Raw genomic sequence first — 15,934 nt, 5'->3', positions numbered from 1 at the left:
TATAGCTGTGTCACAGGAACCTCCAATAGAATATGCGGCAAGCAAGATAAACAACACGGTCAAGAACCTGCGCGAAGGGCTTGACCCGGACATACTTGCCTACTGGTACAAGCGCGTTGAGGACAGGTCAAGAGAGCTCGTGCCGGAACACCTGAAGGACAAGGTGCACTTTGAGCAGGACAGGATATTGTGGATGAAGTTCAAGATGGACGTGTCAAAGAGGGCGGTGCCGACTGTCATGCAGGTAATCGAGGAATACATACCCATGATGCCTTACTCGACCGGCCTGTATTTTCGCAAGGTACAAGAGATACTGACAGAGGAAATGAACAAGGACCTGCGTTAATCCTGTTCTTCTTTTATTTTTATTTCCGCTACCGCGCCTTCAAAGTCGCTTGAGACGATGGTCGTTTTTCCCTTTGCAATATCGCACAGCAGCGCCTCAAGTTTTGTGACGTTTTCCCTGTCTTTCAGGACAACTGCATGCGAAGACTTGTCCTTTAGTTTTATCACTATTTCATTGCCGATTACCGCAGTGACGCCGTCGACATAGACGGTGCCGTCTTTTTGCACAGACACCAGGCCCGCAAGCTTCTCTGCCTCGTACCTGTCGTCGCAGGCAAATTTCAGGCTCTTCATGGCTCTATCGGCTTTTCGTCGTACATGAATTTTGCCACGACGTCTTTGGCTTTTTCGCGCCTTTTCTTGAACTCGACCACGAAGGGCTTGGCGCCCTTTGCCAAGTCGGCCTTGCACTCGCCGCACAGCAGGTTGCCGCTCTTGCATTTCAGCATCCTCTCATCAGACTGCTTTTCAGTGTCAAAAAAGTAGCGCAGGTACCAGAACACGGGGCAGCCTAGCGCGTTTGCTCCCAGCTGGCGCTGGAGCGCTATCGTGGGCTGGCCTCCCGTGAATGCAGACGACACTTTTTTCTCCACGACCTCCGGCTCGTCTGTAGTGAATATCGCCGTCTCTGGCTTGGACGACGACATCTTGCCCATCATGCCAAGGCCGGGCAGGAACTTGCTGTGCACCTGGGCAGGCTTGTAGTAGCCCATCCTGTCGGCAACGTCGCGGGTCATGCGCCAGTACGGGTCCTGGTCGATGGCGGCAGGGATGAGCACGGGCGTGTTTTTGCCCTCGATGATGGAAGGAAGGAAGCACGGCGCAGCCTGTATCGGCGGAAATCCTATCATGCCAATGTTTGTGGAATTGGTAAAGCCAAAGACTGCCTTGGCCGTGGAAAACGTGATGCGCTTGGCAACTTCTGTCGCTATCGGGTACAGGTGCTCAATGTGCTTTGTGTCGACGATTATCTTTGTTTTTTTAGGATCAAAGCCGATGGCGATGATGTCAAGTATGTTTTCGTACGTGTAGCGCTTGGTTTCTTCACGCGTCCGGTCCTGCCCGTACAGGAACTTTTCGTCGTCCGTTAATTGAAAGAGCAGTTTAGAGTCAAACTTGTCCTGCAGGTATTTCGTGAACATCCACGGCATCAGGTGTCCCATGTGGACCATTCCTGACGGGCCCCTGCCCGTGTACAAATAGAAATTCTCGCCCTTTTGCTTTTTGTCAAGTATCCAGTCAAAGTCGCGGTGCGAGAAAAAATAGCCCAGTTTCAGCATCGGATGCACTTCGCCGGTCATGCTCTTGATCTTTTGCAAGAGCTCTTGCGTTATCGGCTGCGTGCCGAATTTTTCGATGAGCCTGTTGTAGTCGACCTCGCCTTCGACTTCCCACGGGGTGACTGTAAAGTCATTGTTATTATTGTTGCTCTTTTCTGCTGCTCCATCGTCCGCGGGCGAAGACATACGATGATCAAAAAGACACCGCGCTAACGTTTAAAAACTCTTCCCACCTGACAACCCTGAACAATGAGTAGCGACGCTGCGGCGCTCCACCCGATTGAACGGGCGATATTAAAGGCGCTCTCTGGGAAAGAGGAGCTTTCGATTGAAAAACTTGCCGAGGCCGCGTCGCTTTCAATAGACCAGGCAAGGCGCGGAGTAGAATGGCTAAAGTTCAAGAACCTTGCTTCGGTAAACGAGCTTTCAACTTTTACAGTTGCGCTTGATGCAGCGGGAACAGCAGCGGCGCAATCGGGCCTGCCTGAGAGGAGACTTGTCCGAGCAGTCAAGGAGGGAAAAACAACAATGGCAGATGTCCTGACGTCAGGCGCGCTCAAGGGCGACGAAGTAAACGCGGCAGTGTCAGGCGCAAGGCGCAACCAGTGGATCCAGTTTGCAGAAGGCAACAGGATGTCTGCGACCGAAACGGCAGAAACCCAGTCTGCAGAAGAAGTATTGCTTGCACGCCTGCAGTCATCACCAGATAGCATCGATTCTTCTGCACTGTCAGAGCAGGAAAAGAAGGGTCTTGACCTTTTGAAAAAGCGCCCCAAATACGTCACGATCAAAGAACAAAAAGAATCGCGCGTTTCCATCACGGAAACAGGCAGGGCACTCTTGCCGGCCATTGAGAGCGAAAAAGCGCAAGAGCGCCGGCTAACATCAGAACTCATCACTTCTGGAAAATGGAAAGAGGTCGAGTTTAGCGCGCTTGACGTTGAAGCGCCTGCTCCGGCGGTGTACCCGGGAAGGAGCCACCCGCTCGTCGACATCATCGAAGAGGTAAAAGAGATCTTTGTAGGCCTTGGCTTTTCAGAGATTGACGGCCCGATGGTGCAGTCAGGATTCTGGAACTTTGACGCGCTCTTTACCCCGCAGGACCATCCTGCAAGGGAGATGCAGGACACGTTCTACATTTCCGGCGAGAGGCAGGAAATCCCGGCAAGCAAGGAACAGATTGCCAAAGTGTCAGGCGTCCACAAGCAGGGATGGAGCGGCTGGAACCCGGAGGAAGCCAAGCGCATGGTGCTCCGCACCCATACCACGCCAGTCACGCTCCAGCACCTTGCAGAGACAAAGCCAGAAGTTGCGCGGTTCTTTTCAGTCGGCAGGGTGTTCAGAAACGAAAAGGTGTCGTACAAACACCTTGTCGAGTTCCATCAGGTTGAAGGGGTTGCCACCGCGCCAAAGGCGTCGCTCCGGGACCTCATGGGACTGCAAAAAGAGTTCTACGCAAGGATGGGCATAAAGAAGGTCAAGTTCTGGCCGACGTTCTTTCCATACACCGAGCCGTCGCTCCAGAGCATGGTCTACAACGACAGGCTGGAAAAGTGGGTCGAGCTGTTTGGCATGGGTATATTCAGGCCAGAAGTGACAAGGCCGCTTGGAATCAAAAACCCGGTGCTTGCGTGGGGCGGCGGCCTTGAAAGAATAGCGATGCTGCGCTTTGGACTGGACGACGTGCGTGACCTTTACATCAACAGGGTTTCATGGCTCAGGAGCGTGCCAAGATGCCAGTTGTAAACGTCGCACTTGACAGGCTGAAAAAATTCCTGCCCGGCGTCAAGGTGGAAAAAGCGCTTGACATGCTGCCGTTTGTCGGCCTCGACATCGAAGGTATCGACGGCGACGTCGTAAGGGTGGAATACAACCCAAACAGGCCGGACTTTTCTTCCGACTATGGCATTGCAAGGGCGCTTGCTGGGCTTGTCGGCAAGGAGACAGGGATGCCAAAATTCAGGCTGTCAGGCAAGAGCGGCCTTGCCGTCAAGGTAGACAGGTCAGTAAAAAAGGTCAGGCCGTTTGTGGTCGCGCTTGCCGCAAAGAACGGCAAGCTAGACGACGAGACGATAAAGCAGTTGATATCGATGCAGGAGGACCTGCACAACGGGGTCGGCAGGCGCAGGAAAAAGGCGTCAATAGGAATGCACAACCTTGACGCAATAAAATTCCCGGTAAGGTATACGACTGCAAGCAGCGACTACTCGTTTGTCCCGCTTGCCGGCTCTAAAGAGCAGACTGTTGAGCAGATACTGCAAGAAACAGAGACAGGCAGGGTGTACGGCCACCTGCTTGCCGGCGCGGAAAAATATCCAGTGATAATCGACAGCGCAGGGACAACGCTTTCGCTTCCGCCGGTCATCAATGGCGAAGCGACCAAGGTAGATGAAAAATGCAAAAACCTGTTTGTAGAGGTTACGGCTACCGACAAAAAAGCTGCCGACGACGCGCTTGCAGTTATTGCAGTCACGCTCTTTGACGCAGGATTCCAGATAAAGACTGTCACTATAGACGACAATGGCAAAAAGCTAGAGACGCCAGACGCTGCAACTAGGAAAATGTCTGTCGGTGCAGGATACGTAAATGAGATCCTCGGCCTGAACCTGACTGCAAAGGAAATTGCAGAATGCCTGAAAAAGAGCAGGCTGGACGCCAAGGCGACTGGAAATAAAATAGCGTGTACGATCCCGCGCTACAGGACCGACATCACCCACGAAATAGACCTTGCAGAGGAAGTCGCAATAGGCTATGGAATCTATCGCATGGAGCCGAATTTCCCGGTGTCGCCGACTTCGGGCCAGCGCTCGGCTCTTTCTTCATACTTCTCCGCCATCAGGCAGACGATGACTGGCCTTGGAATGCTCGAATCATTCAACTTTTCGCTCACTAGCAGAGAAGTGCAGTATTCGCTTTGCGGAAGGCCGGAATACGACATTCTGGCAGTGGACGGGACAAAGAGCATAGAGCATGAGGTGCTGCGAAGTTCGCTTGTCCCGTCGCTTTTGCAGTCACTTTCCAGAAACGTGCACGAAGAATACCCGCAGAGGCTGTTTGAAATAGGCAAGACGTTCCACCGGCATGACGACGGCGGCAAGATAGTCGAAAGGTGGCAGGTTGCAGCAGTCGTTGCGCACGGCGAGGCAGGCTACACCGAAATCAAGTCGGCCATGCAGGCGCTGCTCTCCTCCGGGTTTGGCGTGTCTGCAATAACAACAAAGGCGTCTGATGACCCGCTGTACATCAAGGGCAGGTGCGCCAAGATAAGTATAGACAAAGGCGTTGTTGGCACAATAGGTGAAATCACGCCGCTTGCAATAGACAATTTCAAGCTGCGCGTGCCTGTGGCGGCGTTTGAGATAGACCTGTCCGCGCTATTGTCGCTTTAGGAAAGCCACAAATACCTACGAGCGCCAGTCTACTGTACACCCCGTTTAAAGAGCACGCAGAGGAGTCAAACGGCTAACCCATGAGCGCGTGTGAGTCAGAGACGGGGCACACACCTTTTTATAACGAAACTGACCACATCCAGCTGTATATTATAATGTCGCAGCAGGATGCCCAGAAAAAAGACGACGTCGAGACAAAAAAGCCAAAGGCAGTAGCGCTCCTTTCAGGAGGTCTGGACAGCAGCCTCGCAGTAAGGATGATGCTGGAGCAGGGAGTCGACGTCGAGGCAGTGGCGATAAAGACGCCATTCTGCGACTTTGACTGCGGCAAGGGCTGCGGCCACAGGGTAAAGGAGGTGGCCGACGAACTGGGAGTGAAACTAAAGACGGTGTATTTTGGCGAGGACTACCTCCGCATGCTCAAAAAACCAAAGCACGGCTACGGCTCGGGCATGAACCCGTGCATCGACTGTAGGGAGATGATGTACGGCGCGGCCAAGGAGCACATGGAAAAAATCGGCGCCGACTTTGTAGTGACGGGCGAAGTGTTGTTCCAGCGCCCCATGAGCCAGAATAATAAAGCATTGCACATAATTGAAAACGAGACGGGCCTTGAGGGCAAGGTGTTAAGGCCGCTGTCGGCAAAGCACCTTCCACCGACAGATGCCGAAAAGGAGGGCCTGATAAAGCGAGAGAACATGGGCGATATCAAAGGCAGGTCAAGAAAAGGCCAGCTGGCACTTGCCAAGCACTTTGGCGTCCAAGAGCCGCCAAACGCAGCCGGCGGCTGTCTGCTTACCGACCCGGCGTTTTCAAAGCGCATAGAGGATGCAATGGAGCACGCAGACGGCGACATCCCGACGATAAACGATATCGAGCTTTTAAAGGTCGGACGCCACTTTCGCCTCACGCCTGCAGAAAAACTGGTAGTGGGCAGGAACAAGGACGAAAACGAGGTGATAAAGGCGCTCGTAGTCGATGATACCGATATCGTTCTTGAAGCCAAGGATCACGTTGGACCGACCTGCATACTGCGCGGGAAAACCCACGACGAGGCCACCATTGCCAGAGCGGCAGCAATCGTCCTGCGCTACTCTGACGCACCCAAGGACGCAGCATCCAAGGTCAAAGTAACGATGGCAGACAAAAAAGAGGAACGAGAGCTCGAGGCAGTGCCGGCAGGCGTGCCCGAGACCGATGCCCTGCGCATCTAGCCCTCTTTACTTTTTGCCCAAAATCGGGCAGAACCTCCTCTTTCCCGCCTCACAAGTTAAAATCAACAATCCGGTGAATGACTTTTGACCAACTAGACTATTGAGAGCGGGCTCGAATTTTCTTCTGCAAGTCAAGTGACGGATAGGCCAACCACTACTCAAAAAGCGCCAGTCTACCTAAAAGCGCTGACCCTACGGGACATCACAGACGCCCAGGGAGTAAAGGAGGACATCAAAAAGCACATGATTGTCATCCTCAGGGTGACCCCTCTTGCACAAAAAGACGTAGAGGAGCTGCGCAAGGTGGTAGAAGAACTGTACTCTTATGCGCAGTCTGTTGGCGGCGACATTGCAAGGCTTGGCGAGGAGCGCATCGTCATAACGCCTCCGGGCGTCAAGATATGGCGCGGCGCGTACGACCTAAAGTAGCTTTATCGCTTCCTGTACCAGCGGATGCTGCGTCTGTATCTTGAATATCTTGTTTATCTGGCTTGCCAGGTTCTGCGCTTTTGGCCGCTCGCCGTGGTTTACGAGAACCCTGCGGAGCTTGGGCCTAAGCCTGCTGACGTAGGCCATAAGCTGGTTGTAGTCGCTGTGGCTAGCAAAGCCATCGATGCGGTCTATCTGGCAGCGCACGCTTAGCGCCTCGCCTTCTACGGTTATTTGGCGGCTGCCGTCCAATAGCAGCCTGCCGGGCGTGTCCGGCGCCTGGTACGACACCATTATCACCTTGCTCGTCGGGTCAGAGGCGATCTGCTTCAGGTAGCCCGCCGCCGGGCCTCCGGTAAGCATTGACGACGGCGCAAGTATCACCGCCGGCTCGCCCTGCTTTGTCTCAAACGACTCGACAGTCGAAAACTGCGAGCCAAAAGGGCTCTCCTCCGACTCGCTTATGCGCGGCCTAAGATCGCGTGACAGAAACTCGGGATACGCCTCGTAGATGGCAGTGGCGTCAGAGATTATCTTTTCAACCAGCACAGGCACGTTTGTTATCTTGCTGGCCTTGCTCAAAAGATCCAGCGTAAGCAATAGCTCTTGCGCAATTCCTGCCGCCGGGACCGGTATCAACACCCGCCCGCCGGCGTGTGCGGCAGACGTTATCATGCGGGCAAGGTTTGCCTCGGCCTCTTCGCGTGGGCACAGGATATCCTCCTTGCCCCCGTACGTGCTCTCGATTATCATCGTCTCGACGCGGGGAAAGTTCCAGTAGGCGTTGTCAAGCGCAAGCGTCTTGCCGAACTTCATGTCGCCGGTGTACACTAGGTTGTGGTCGCCGTTTCCGATGTGGAGGTGCGCCGAGACGGAGCCTAGCATGTGGCCCGAGTTTGACAATACGAGTTTGACATCAGGCGAGATGTCAGTAACGATGCCGTGCGTGAGGGGTATCGTGTGCACGAGGGCGCGCTCGATGTCCCTTTCCAGGTACAATGGGTTTTTGGACCTCTTGACATAGTCCTGCTGCAGAATCTCCATCAGGAGCATTGTCGGCTCGGTGCAGTACACCGGCCCGTCATAGCCGTACTTGAAGAGCGCAGGGACAAAGCCGGCGTGGTCCATGTGGGCGTGGCTGAGCACCACCGCGTCGATCTCGTCCATGCCGATTCCGGCGATGTCAAACCTTGGAAGGGCGGAAAGCGAGTCGCGTGCAGACTCGTTAATGCCGCAGTCAAGCAGGATCTTGCTCTCCTGCGTCGCAAGCAGCATGCACGACCTGCCGACTTCGGCAAAGCCGCCAAGAGTCATCAGGCTTGCCTCCGCTTCGCCAATCAGCTTGTCGCGAAATATCTTGTCGCCCACCTCTCTGTAAAAGCGCGTGCGCTCGGCGACCGTCTCGCCCATCAGCCGGTACATGTTTTCAATCGCGGCCATGCTGCGCGGTGCCTTTCTAATCCTGACGCGCCAGCCGGTCTTTTCTGCAAGGTCGATGTTGTCAAAATCCTCGCCGGTCTGCGCCAGCATCCAGGGCTTTTTTGCAAACACCACAGCCTCGCCAAGCACGGGGTCAAAAAACGTCCCAGCAACTCCCACCTCCGCGGGTATAGATTTTGATATTATCTCTGCAGACTGGGCCTGCGGCTTGCGGATCGACTCGTCGGTGCGCACCACGATGCGCTTTTTTATGGTGTTGACCATGTTGGAGACGACCTGGCTATTCTGCATCAGATAGGCCGGGTTCCTTGAGTAGAGCGCAATTTTTGGGCCTTCGTACTCTATTTTTGTGAGCGCGGCCTCTTGCGGCAGACTCTGCAGTATCACTGCCATTATGTTTTGGCTGCCTGGTTCGCTTTGTGGCCTACGCTGCATTAATGCAATCTCACACACTCACTAGTGTTCATCATGCGCGGTCATCAAAAAGATGCCGGCAGAATGTATGCGTACGTCTCTGTACTGCTCATAGTGTGTACAGCCCATATTAAATATTTGGCCAAGGTTGAAATATCAACCCGTCATACTCTAGTGGCTAGAGAGAAAAAGAGAGGCACATACATTTGGAAGAGAAAGGCAGTTCTTCTGGCTCCCGGGGTCCAAGGCGCTTTGGCGGCCCTCGGCCGTTCAGGCTTGCGCCTGTGAGCGCCGGCCAGGAATACGACGTGACGATAGAATCCATGAGCAGGAGGGGCGACAGCGGGGTTGCGAAAATCCAGGGACTGGTGGTGTTTGTGGCCGGCACCAAGGCTGGAGATTCAGTAAGGATAAGGATAACCAAGGTGGGAAGCGGTTTTGCGACTGCAGAGGTTGCCACTGATGATGACAGTAGCATCGAGTCGCTTTCCCCGGACGCCGAGGCCTCGGCCGACAGCGACGAGTGAGGGCACAGGCACATGGTAGCGTCCCCCCCTTCCCACCTCATGGAACTGCCAAGGAAGATACTGATAGGCGACCGCGTCATAGCAGAGGTCGGCCCGTTTGTCAGGTCGCTTGATGTCTCTGCAAGGAGCGTCGCAGTCATCACCGGCAGGGTGGTCAAAGAGCGCGCAGGCGTGTCGTGCAATTCTTCGCTGGAAGACGCCATGCTAAGGACAAAGTGGCACGTGGTGTCAGACGCTTCCATGGACACCGTCAACAGGCTGCACGACAAGATAAAGGACGACAGGCCCGATTTCGTCATAGGGTTTGGAGGCGGGCGGTCGGTCGACGTTGCAAAAATGACTGCATACAGGCTGTCAAAGCCGTTTCTGAGCGTGCCGACCTCGGCGTCCCACGACGGCATATCAAGCCCGTTCGTCTCTGTAAGGGGCATCGACAAGCCCCACTCGATAAAGGCCAACACGCCAATCGGCGTCCTTGCCGACACACACCTTTTGTCGCAGGCGCCCCCGCGCCTTTTGGCCGGTGGCTGCGGCGACCTGGTCGCCAAGATAACGGCGGTCAAGGACTGGGAGCTGGCAAGGGACGAAAAGGGCGAGTACTTTGGAACTTATGCTGCAAACCTTGCCTACATGAGCGCCCAGATAATACTTGAAGAGTCGGAAAAACTGAAAAAGAACGAGCGGCTTGGCATCAGGACTGTCGTTGAAGCTCTTATCAGCGCAGGAGTGGCGGCCTGCATCGCAGGAAGCAGCCGGCCCTGCTCTGGAGCGGAGCACCTGTTTAGCCACGCGCTGGAATACGTTGCGGGAGGGGCAGAATGCGGCCTGCACGGCGAGCGCGTCGGGATTGGCACGATAATGATGGCAAGGCTCCACGGCCTTGACTGGGAAAACGTCAGGCACACGCTTGAAGACATGGGCGCGCCCACGAAGGCAAAGCAGATAGGCCTGACGGAGGACAACGTGGTGCAGGCCCTTGTCAAGGCGCAGTCGCTCCGGCCAGACCGCTATACAATCCTGAGCAAGGTAAAGATGGACAAGAAAAAGGCCCGCGAGCTTGCTGCGGCTACAAAGGTCATCTGAGCGCTTTAATCGTCGCGTCCTTTCGGTGTGCAAATATTTTTGCCAGCCGCTTTTCAACGTAGCCTTCAAGCATCTTGCCAAGTGGGCCATAGTGCAGTTCAAAGTCTATCTCGTCAATGACTTTTGTTGTTATTTTGTCACCAACCGGCTCAAACGAATGCGTGTGCTTCCACACCCGGAACCGGCCCTCAAGCATCTCGTCAACGTACACATAGGGCTTCATGCGTGTTATCCTAGAGTGCCACCTGCTTTTTAGCACCAAGTTTCCTTCAAGCCACACTTCCGTCCCTTCTGCAAGCTGCCTGCCGGTGGTGCACTTTACCACTTTTAGGCCCATTTCAGGAGGCGTGATAACTTCAAGATGGCCGATGTCTGTGTAAAAGGCCCACACCCTGTCAATTGGGACGCCGTCAACTGCAAAGGCGTGCGAAAACCTGCGCAACAAGAGAGGGGGATCGGCAAACCAATTTGACTCTTGTGCTAAAGAGGTGGGGAGGGGATTCGAACCCCTATAGATTCGCTGGCTGCATTTGCACGATGCTGCAGGCGAACGCATGGCCGCTCTGCCACCCCACCAACCGGCCGGTATTATTCTCGGCAGTTCTAATTTATAGGTAAAGGTGTACGTGCAGAGCAGTTCACGCGGTCGGCACACTAGTGCGCCATCTTGACGTGCTGTTCAAAGTCGTCGGCTGTTGGAAACTCTTTGTCGCAGATGTCGCATTTGTAGATGAATTTTGTAGGCGCTGTTGCGCCAGAGTAGATTGGAGGCTCGTATTTTCTTGGGATTGTCAGAAATGGAGAGTAACCAGCCTCATAGTACGGATGGTCCTTGACATAGTACCTGTACGGGTCAGGGTATACGTTTCGCTCGTAGCTCCTCTTTACGTGGTCCTCGCTTATCCGGAGCCACAGGACGTCTCCGTCCCACCCTTCGACCTTGGAGATAGGGATGTAATAGCGGTGCACGTGCACAAACCCGCGCTTGACCACAATAAAATGCCGGCTTACGGCCTCGACATCGCCGATGTCTTGATCGTCGCTCGTGTGGACCGACTCGTTGATCATGTCAGTCCAGCCTGACTTGCAGGGCGTGCTCTCCACGTGTACTATCGTAAAAAATATAATTAAAGAGTTTGCAGCGCCTATTTCCTTTATTATAAGGAGAGGGCCGAGCGCGCAGATATCTTGGCGACCTTGATGGGCTCTGGCAGCGCCCCCTGCAAGGTAAAGGCATTCAGCACCGCAGTGGCGCGTTTTTGCGTAATGCCCCAGCATCTTGTATACAGCGCCTTGCCGGTCTTGAGCGTCACCCGCTCCCGCACCCCAAGCCTGCGATATTTTTCCACCTTTTCTTCCCACCCTTGCTGGAAATGGTGCCTGATCGCCCCTTCAAGCCCTTTTGAATCCTCAAACGTTATCGCAATCACCGGCAGGCCGGTGCCTTGCATGACTTGCTCGCCGTCAATGATGTTGTACATGCTTATGACAAGGCCGTCAAGCAGGATGCAGTTGACATCGTCGCGTCCAAGCGACGCGTACATTGAAACAATCGCGCCAGTGGCGTCGTCTCCGCCGACGGTTGCCCTGCCAAACGCCATGCCGTCTATGACAAGGTCGCGGCGCATGACCACGCCTGCAAGGACGGAGCTTTTTGCAGCCTTTCTGAAACTCTCGGCTATTGCAAAGACTCGCACGCCCTTTTTTTCGGAATGTACCCTGCGGATGGCAGTAATGCGGCGCGCCTGTCGATAAGCGTTTTCTTACTGAAAAATGCCCTTGCCTATTATCCTCGTGGTCTGGCTGTCAGGCTTTAAGAGCACGCACGCCTGCCCCGGCAGGTACACCATCGGCTTTTCCGGCGTTATCTCCAGAATCTCGCCAGCAGACAGCTTGACCTTCACCGGCCTAATCTGCATCCCTGCAGACAGCATGTACATCTGGTTGTCGGCAAGATCGCCCTTGAAAAAGGGGCTTTTCTGGAATTTTGCAGTCACGGGCCCGGAAGCCACTCTGACTGTCCCGGAAGCGCATATCACGTCGCCCCGCGAGATGTCGCCTGCAGAAGGCCCCTTTACCGCAAGGCCCACCCGCGCAGGGCTTGACGAACTTTCCACAGGGTCGTCGTGCATCTGTATCGATTTTACAAGCACGCCCTTGCCGGAGGGCTGGAGCGTCAGCTCGTCGTACGCCTTGATGCTTCCCTGCCTCACCACCCCAAGGACCACCGTCCCGACGCCCTTGACGTCAAACGCGTGGTCGACGGGTATCATCACCGGCCCTTCCTGCCCTTTTGGAACGAGTTTTGCCATTTCCTGTTTCAGCTGGTCGACGCCGTCTACGAACTGGTAGTTTGCAAGCGACGTGCCTTTCAGCAGCGCCTTTAGTTTTTCACGGTCGACCTCGTACGAATGCAGCACAAAGCCGTCCTTTATGCCCGAATAGTCAAGTGCAAGCACCTGCTCGCCAAGGAACCTGTCAAGTTTTGACACGTTCAGTATCGCGTACTCTGCAATGTTTACCGCCTGCATGAGCGGCTGGATCTTGTCAGGAAATGTGACTGGAACGGTCCAAGTGTAGACAATGTCCGCAGTCTTGCGGTCATATATCGTAATGTCGGTAGACGTGCCCTTTTTGCCAAGCTCGCCTGCTATTGCAGGGTTGCCGAGCACGACAAAGTTGACGCTGTTCAATACAGCGCTGTTTTCAGCCGTGCCCGTATAATTCTTTGCGGTCGGTTGTCATCATCAATAGTCAAGCAGGCGATCCTGCCGGGTAAAGTTGGCGTCCGGTGGATAGACGGTAACCGTGTTTGATATGCTAGTCACCGTCCCGGCGGCGTCTGTCACAGCCAGCGTAACCTTGTAGCTTCCCTCTTTTGTGTAAACGTGTGTGGTGTTCTGCAGCTGCGAAGTCCCGCCGTCGCCAAAGTTCCACGCATACCGGTAAGGCTCAACTCCGTCTCTGGCAACGCCAACAAACGGCGCTTTCTCGCCCACTTTAATCTTGAAAAAGTTGTCTGCATTTACGCGGAACGTCTTTGGCTTTTCTCCGGGGAGCTTTAGCGGGACAGTGTACACCACGACAAGCGCTATTGCGACGGCCCCGATTATGCCAAAAACAAGGGCGTTATTTTTGCTGCTCACGCGAGGCAAACAATGAACGCAATTCAAATCGAATTTATAAAGATAAGCATCCATCTTTTCTCAATCAGGAGGCATCACTTTATCCTCTTTGCCGGCAAGCATCCTGTCGTACGACCTTTCCTTGTAGTATTTTTCGTAAAATGACATGTGGTTGGCTTCCATATGCATCAGGTATTCATGGACCCTCTGCGCTCCGTCGCGCCCTTTTTCCATGGCTTTTACGATCAGGGTTTCGCCGCTGGTAACGTCCCCTGCGGCAAAGACTCTTTCCACAGATGTCTTGTGATCGTCGCCTACTGCGATCGCATTGCGCTTGCCCATTTCTATCCCTGCCTTTTTTTGCAGAAAGGAGTTTGGTCCTCTTCCGATTGCCACCAGCACGGTTGAGCAAGGCATCTTGAACTCTTTATCGGGTATAGGCTCTAGCTTTTGCTTTCCGGACTGGCCACCGGGTGCGCCTGCGCGCAAACTGTCTATTAGAGCCGCAGTGACATGGCCGTTGCTGTCGCCTTCAAAAGACCGGGCCTGTACGAGAAACCTGAATTTCACCCCCTCTTCCTTTGCCTCTTCAAGCATTATAGGGTCGGTGTGCAGTTCGGTCTCGGGCTGCCTGCACAGCACGGTGACGTTTCCCCTTCCTTTTGTAAGCCTCAACGCGGTCCTGGCGCAATCAAGAGACGTATCTCCACCCCCTATCACGATTATTTCGGTGCCGAGGTCGTACTTGGGATTCTTCAAATAGTTGCCCACGCCGTCTGAAAAGACGCTTTCAAGAAAGTCATACCCTGACAACACTCCCTTCAGGTCACTCCCGGGGGTATCAAGGTCCCGAGCATCCTTGCAGCCAGTGGTAATCAAAACCGCATCGTTCTCGTCTAAAAGCTGGGCAAGAGTAGCGTCCTTTCCCACGGTAACGCCGGTGCGGATGTCTACTCCCATGGCCTTGATCTTTTCGATTTCGTCAAGCAGGACATCTTTTGGAAGATGATAATCCGGAACCCCGTACCACGCCGTTCCGCCGGGCATGGCAGACGCTTCGTATACCGTGACTTTGTGGCCGTACCTCCGGAGAAGTTCCGAGCCTGCGAGGCCGGCAGGACCTGCACCTATGACTGCCACTTTTTTCCCGGTATCCGGCTCGATGGACACGGACGGCGATGGCAATTGTTGCTGTTGTCGGCGGTGCTTTCTTTCCCAGTCGGCGACATATCTTTGAATTAGGCCTATCCCGATTGGCTGTCCCGACCACTTTAGCACGCAGGCGTCTTCGCACAATCCTTGTAGCTGAGGGCAGCACCGGGCAGTCACACCCAGCAAGGGATTTGTTTCCCTGATCCGCTCGTAGGCCGTCTTAAAGTCGCCCCTTGCGGCGGCCTCGTTCATGCCCCTGACGTCCAAAAGGACAGGACATGCGTCAATGCACACGGGAGTGCCGCACAGAAGGCAGCGTTCCGCCTCTTGCATGACCTCCTCTTCTGAATAGGGTTGCTGAACCTCCGAAAAATTGGTTTTTCGCTCTCCCGCGTCCGCCTTGCGAAATGGAAATGCGCCGACGCGGTTCGGCTCAACCATCAAGAACCTCTATGGACTTTTTTGCTTAATAGAGTTACTTGCGGTTTGCAAATATCTGCAATAGTAAAATAAAAATGCCGCCGCATATATCCGCGTGACACAAAAATGTACATAAGCGGCTCTTGAACTGGGTGACTCAAGCGGACGCGTACATCAAGTAGGAAATCGCAGCGATAAATAGCCCCACGTCCGCCAGTTCGTCATCCAGCCGCACATGATGGCCTTTCTCTTCTATTCCCAAGCCGGATGCCTCACCCACCGCCGTACCACGCAGCCTCTTTATCTTGTCTCGCAGATCGCGGTGCTGGTAGTCGATCTGTGAAAGGTCGGTACTGCTATAATCATCAAAATCATCCAGCCTGCTGATGTATCTTGTTGCACCATGGATGTGTTCATCCCAGTGCTTGCCTGCAGGATGGCCAGCCAGCATGTAAAAGTTATTGTTGTGCTTGAACAGCTGTTCACGTACAACAAATACTTCGTCTTTCAATGATACATTGTCATCGCTTTTGCCATGCCGATTTGTTCTTGCCAATTTGCGCACAGAGAACGAAAAGGGCCGGGGCTCTCCATGCACATTATTGGTAAGCAGCCATTCCAGCCCGTCTCTGCGTCTTACGAGCCTGAAACCATCATTGTCCTTTTCTTTTTTTATTTCGGCGATCTCTTCCTCGCCGGAGAATATCGCAGCATCCGGTTGTTTTGATCTTCCTCTTCTTCTTTTCTTAACTACGAAATCCGAGGCAAATCTACCTTGACAAGATTATGTGCAAAAACATTTTTATGCTTTCTCTCAAACTGGCGTGCCCACAAAAACAATGAACGTCGATATAATGATCTCTGACTGGAAAAAATCGTACAGTATGTATGTCGCACTAACGTTCAAAAACGAAAAGATCCTTGACGTTGCTCAGACGATGGCAACTTGGACATTCAAACGTATCATTGTCAATCCGGTTCAAATCCGCAAGCACAAAGTCAAAAGCACATGAGGGACAGAGGGCATGCTTCATCTCGTACAGGTTGTTATTTGTCGACAAGGACTAATTAATTACACTAATAATAATGCAATATCTCATCCTGAACGGCACCGGC

Annotated in this window: 17 protein-coding genes and 1 tRNA gene; 7 read left to right on the top strand and 11 right to left on the bottom strand. The window is 53.8% G+C overall.

The window, feature by feature from the left end; genetic code table 11:
- Nucleotides 1-7 precede the first annotated feature (7 nt).
- Nucleotides 8-346 carry a hypothetical protein gene (locus tag NTE_RS06310; RefSeq protein ID WP_148700247.1) on the top strand — a complete coding sequence of 113 codons (339 nt, stop codon included), beginning with the start codon at nt 8-10 and terminating at the stop codon, nt 344-346.
- Here the strand turns inward: NTE_RS06310 and NTE_RS06305 are convergent.
- Nucleotides 343-639, bottom strand: a complete 297-nt coding sequence (locus NTE_RS06305; protein WP_148700246.1) for a hypothetical protein — start codon at nt 637-639, stop codon at nt 343-345. The genes NTE_RS06310 and NTE_RS06305 overlap by 4 nt on opposite strands.
- Nucleotides 636-1,811 carry a tryptophan--tRNA ligase gene (locus tag NTE_RS06300; RefSeq protein WP_148700245.1) on the bottom strand — a complete coding sequence of 392 codons (1,176 nt, stop codon included), beginning with the start codon at nt 1,809-1,811 and terminating at the stop codon, nt 636-638. The genes NTE_RS06305 and NTE_RS06300 overlap by 4 nt, the downstream gene beginning before the upstream one ends.
- A 63-nt stretch (nt 1,812-1,874) precedes the next feature.
- Between NTE_RS06300 and pheS the strand changes: the two genes are divergently transcribed.
- The 4 genes from pheS (at nt 1,875) to sepF (ending at nt 6,657) form a co-directional block, all read left to right on the top strand.
- Nucleotides 1,875-3,371: a phenylalanine--tRNA ligase subunit alpha gene (gene pheS / locus NTE_RS06295; protein WP_148700244.1), complete on the top strand. Its 1,497-nt coding sequence runs from the start codon at nt 1,875-1,877 to the stop codon at nt 3,369-3,371.
- Complete coding sequence (gene pheT / locus NTE_RS06290) at nt 3,338-5,014, top strand: phenylalanine--tRNA ligase subunit beta (RefSeq protein ID WP_148700243.1); 1,677 nt, start codon at nt 3,338-3,340, stop codon at nt 5,012-5,014. The genes pheS and pheT overlap by 34 nt, the downstream gene beginning before the upstream one ends.
- Before the next feature lie 155 nt (nt 5,015-5,169).
- A complete protein-coding gene (locus tag NTE_RS06285; RefSeq protein WP_148700242.1) occupies nt 5,170-6,228 on the top strand; it encodes a DUF814 domain-containing protein in 1,059 nt (352 codons plus the stop codon).
- Nucleotides 6,229-6,363: 135 nt separating this feature from the next.
- Entirely contained in the window at nt 6,364-6,657 is a 294-nt protein-coding gene (gene sepF / locus NTE_RS06280; protein ID WP_148700241.1) for a cell division protein SepF, read from the top strand.
- Here sepF and NTE_RS06275 read toward each other — a convergent pair.
- A complete protein-coding gene (locus NTE_RS06275) occupies nt 6,649-8,490 on the bottom strand; it encodes a beta-CASP ribonuclease aCPSF1 (RefSeq protein ID WP_226987211.1) in 1,842 nt (613 codons plus the stop codon). The two genes, sepF and NTE_RS06275, sit on opposite strands and share 9 nt — an antisense overlap.
- Before the next feature lie 227 nt (nt 8,491-8,717).
- Here NTE_RS06275 and NTE_RS17095 point away from each other — a divergent pair, with 227 nt between their 5' ends.
- Nucleotides 8,718-9,038, top strand: a complete 321-nt coding sequence (locus NTE_RS17095) for a TRAM domain-containing protein (RefSeq protein WP_226987210.1) — start codon at nt 8,718-8,720, stop codon at nt 9,036-9,038.
- 12 nt (nt 9,039-9,050) lie between these two features.
- On the top strand, nt 9,051-10,121 hold the full coding sequence (locus NTE_RS06265) for an NAD(P)-dependent glycerol-1-phosphate dehydrogenase (RefSeq protein WP_226987209.1): 1,071 nt from the start codon (nt 9,051-9,053) through the stop codon (nt 10,119-10,121).
- On the opposite strand, the gene NTE_RS06260 is transcribed toward NTE_RS06265, so the two are convergent.
- The 8 genes from NTE_RS06260 to NTE_RS06225 form a co-directional block, all read right to left on the bottom strand.
- Nucleotides 10,114-10,563 carry an SRPBCC family protein gene (locus NTE_RS06260; RefSeq protein WP_158385189.1) on the bottom strand — a complete coding sequence of 150 codons (450 nt, stop codon included), beginning with the start codon at nt 10,561-10,563 and terminating at the stop codon, nt 10,114-10,116. The two genes, NTE_RS06265 and NTE_RS06260, sit on opposite strands and share 8 nt — an antisense overlap.
- A 44-nt stretch (nt 10,564-10,607) precedes the next feature.
- A tRNA-Cys gene (locus NTE_RS06255) sits at nt 10,608-10,697 on the bottom strand.
- Nucleotides 10,698-10,775: 78 nt separating this feature from the next.
- A complete protein-coding gene (locus tag NTE_RS06250) occupies nt 10,776-11,225 on the bottom strand; it encodes a C2H2-type zinc finger protein (RefSeq protein ID WP_226987208.1) in 450 nt (149 codons plus the stop codon).
- A 53-nt stretch (nt 11,226-11,278) separates the two neighbouring features.
- Complete coding sequence (locus NTE_RS06245) at nt 11,279-11,818, bottom strand: endonuclease dU (protein WP_226987207.1); 540 nt, start codon at nt 11,816-11,818, stop codon at nt 11,279-11,281.
- 66 nt (nt 11,819-11,884) lie between these two features.
- Nucleotides 11,885-12,814 carry an EF-Tu/IF-2/RF-3 family GTPase gene (locus NTE_RS06240; RefSeq protein WP_148700237.1) on the bottom strand — a complete coding sequence of 310 codons (930 nt, stop codon included), beginning with the start codon at nt 12,812-12,814 and terminating at the stop codon, nt 11,885-11,887.
- 54 nt (nt 12,815-12,868) lie between these two features.
- Entirely contained in the window at nt 12,869-13,267 is a 399-nt protein-coding gene (locus NTE_RS06235; RefSeq protein WP_275451245.1) for a PKD domain-containing protein, read from the bottom strand.
- Nucleotides 13,268-13,327: 60 nt separating this feature from the next.
- Complete coding sequence (locus tag NTE_RS06230; RefSeq protein WP_148700235.1) at nt 13,328-14,839, bottom strand: FAD-dependent oxidoreductase; 1,512 nt, start codon at nt 14,837-14,839, stop codon at nt 13,328-13,330.
- A gap of 136 nt (nt 14,840-14,975) precedes the next feature.
- Nucleotides 14,976-15,329, bottom strand: coding sequence for a hypothetical protein (locus NTE_RS06225; protein ID WP_148700234.1), 354 nt, complete (start codon nt 15,327-15,329; stop codon nt 14,976-14,978).
- Between the last annotated feature and the right edge of the window lie 605 nt (nt 15,330-15,934).

Origin of the sequence: Candidatus Nitrososphaera evergladensis SR1 (genome assembly GCF_000730285.1) — an archaeon.
In the GTDB taxonomy this organism is placed as follows: Archaea; Thermoproteota; Nitrososphaeria; order Nitrososphaerales; family Nitrososphaeraceae; genus Nitrososphaera; species Nitrososphaera evergladensis.
This window is presented reverse-complemented; position numbering and strand designations above follow the sequence as displayed.

Coding starts and splice junctions, on each gene's coding strand:
- NTE_RS06305 (WP_148700246.1), bottom strand. CDS start 639: ATGAAGAGCCTGAAATTTGCCTGCGACGACAGGTACGAGGCAGAGAAG.
- NTE_RS06300 (WP_148700245.1), bottom strand. CDS start 1,811: ATGTCTTCGCCCGCGGACGATGGAGCAGCAGAAAAGAGCAACAATAAT.
- pheS (WP_148700244.1), top strand. CDS start 1,875: ATGAGTAGCGACGCTGCGGCGCTCCACCCGATTGAACGGGCGATATTA.
- pheT (WP_148700243.1), top strand. CDS start 3,338: ATGGCTCAGGAGCGTGCCAAGATGCCAGTTGTAAACGTCGCACTTGAC.
- NTE_RS06285 (WP_148700242.1), top strand. CDS start 5,170: ATGTCGCAGCAGGATGCCCAGAAAAAAGACGACGTCGAGACAAAAAAG.
- NTE_RS06275 (WP_226987211.1), bottom strand. CDS start 8,490: ATGGCAGTGATACTGCAGAGTCTGCCGCAAGAGGCCGCGCTCACAAAA.
- NTE_RS06265 (WP_226987209.1), top strand. CDS start 9,051: ATGGTAGCGTCCCCCCCTTCCCACCTCATGGAACTGCCAAGGAAGATA.
- NTE_RS06230 (WP_148700235.1), bottom strand. CDS start 14,839: ATGGTTGAGCCGAACCGCGTCGGCGCATTTCCATTTCGCAAGGCGGAC.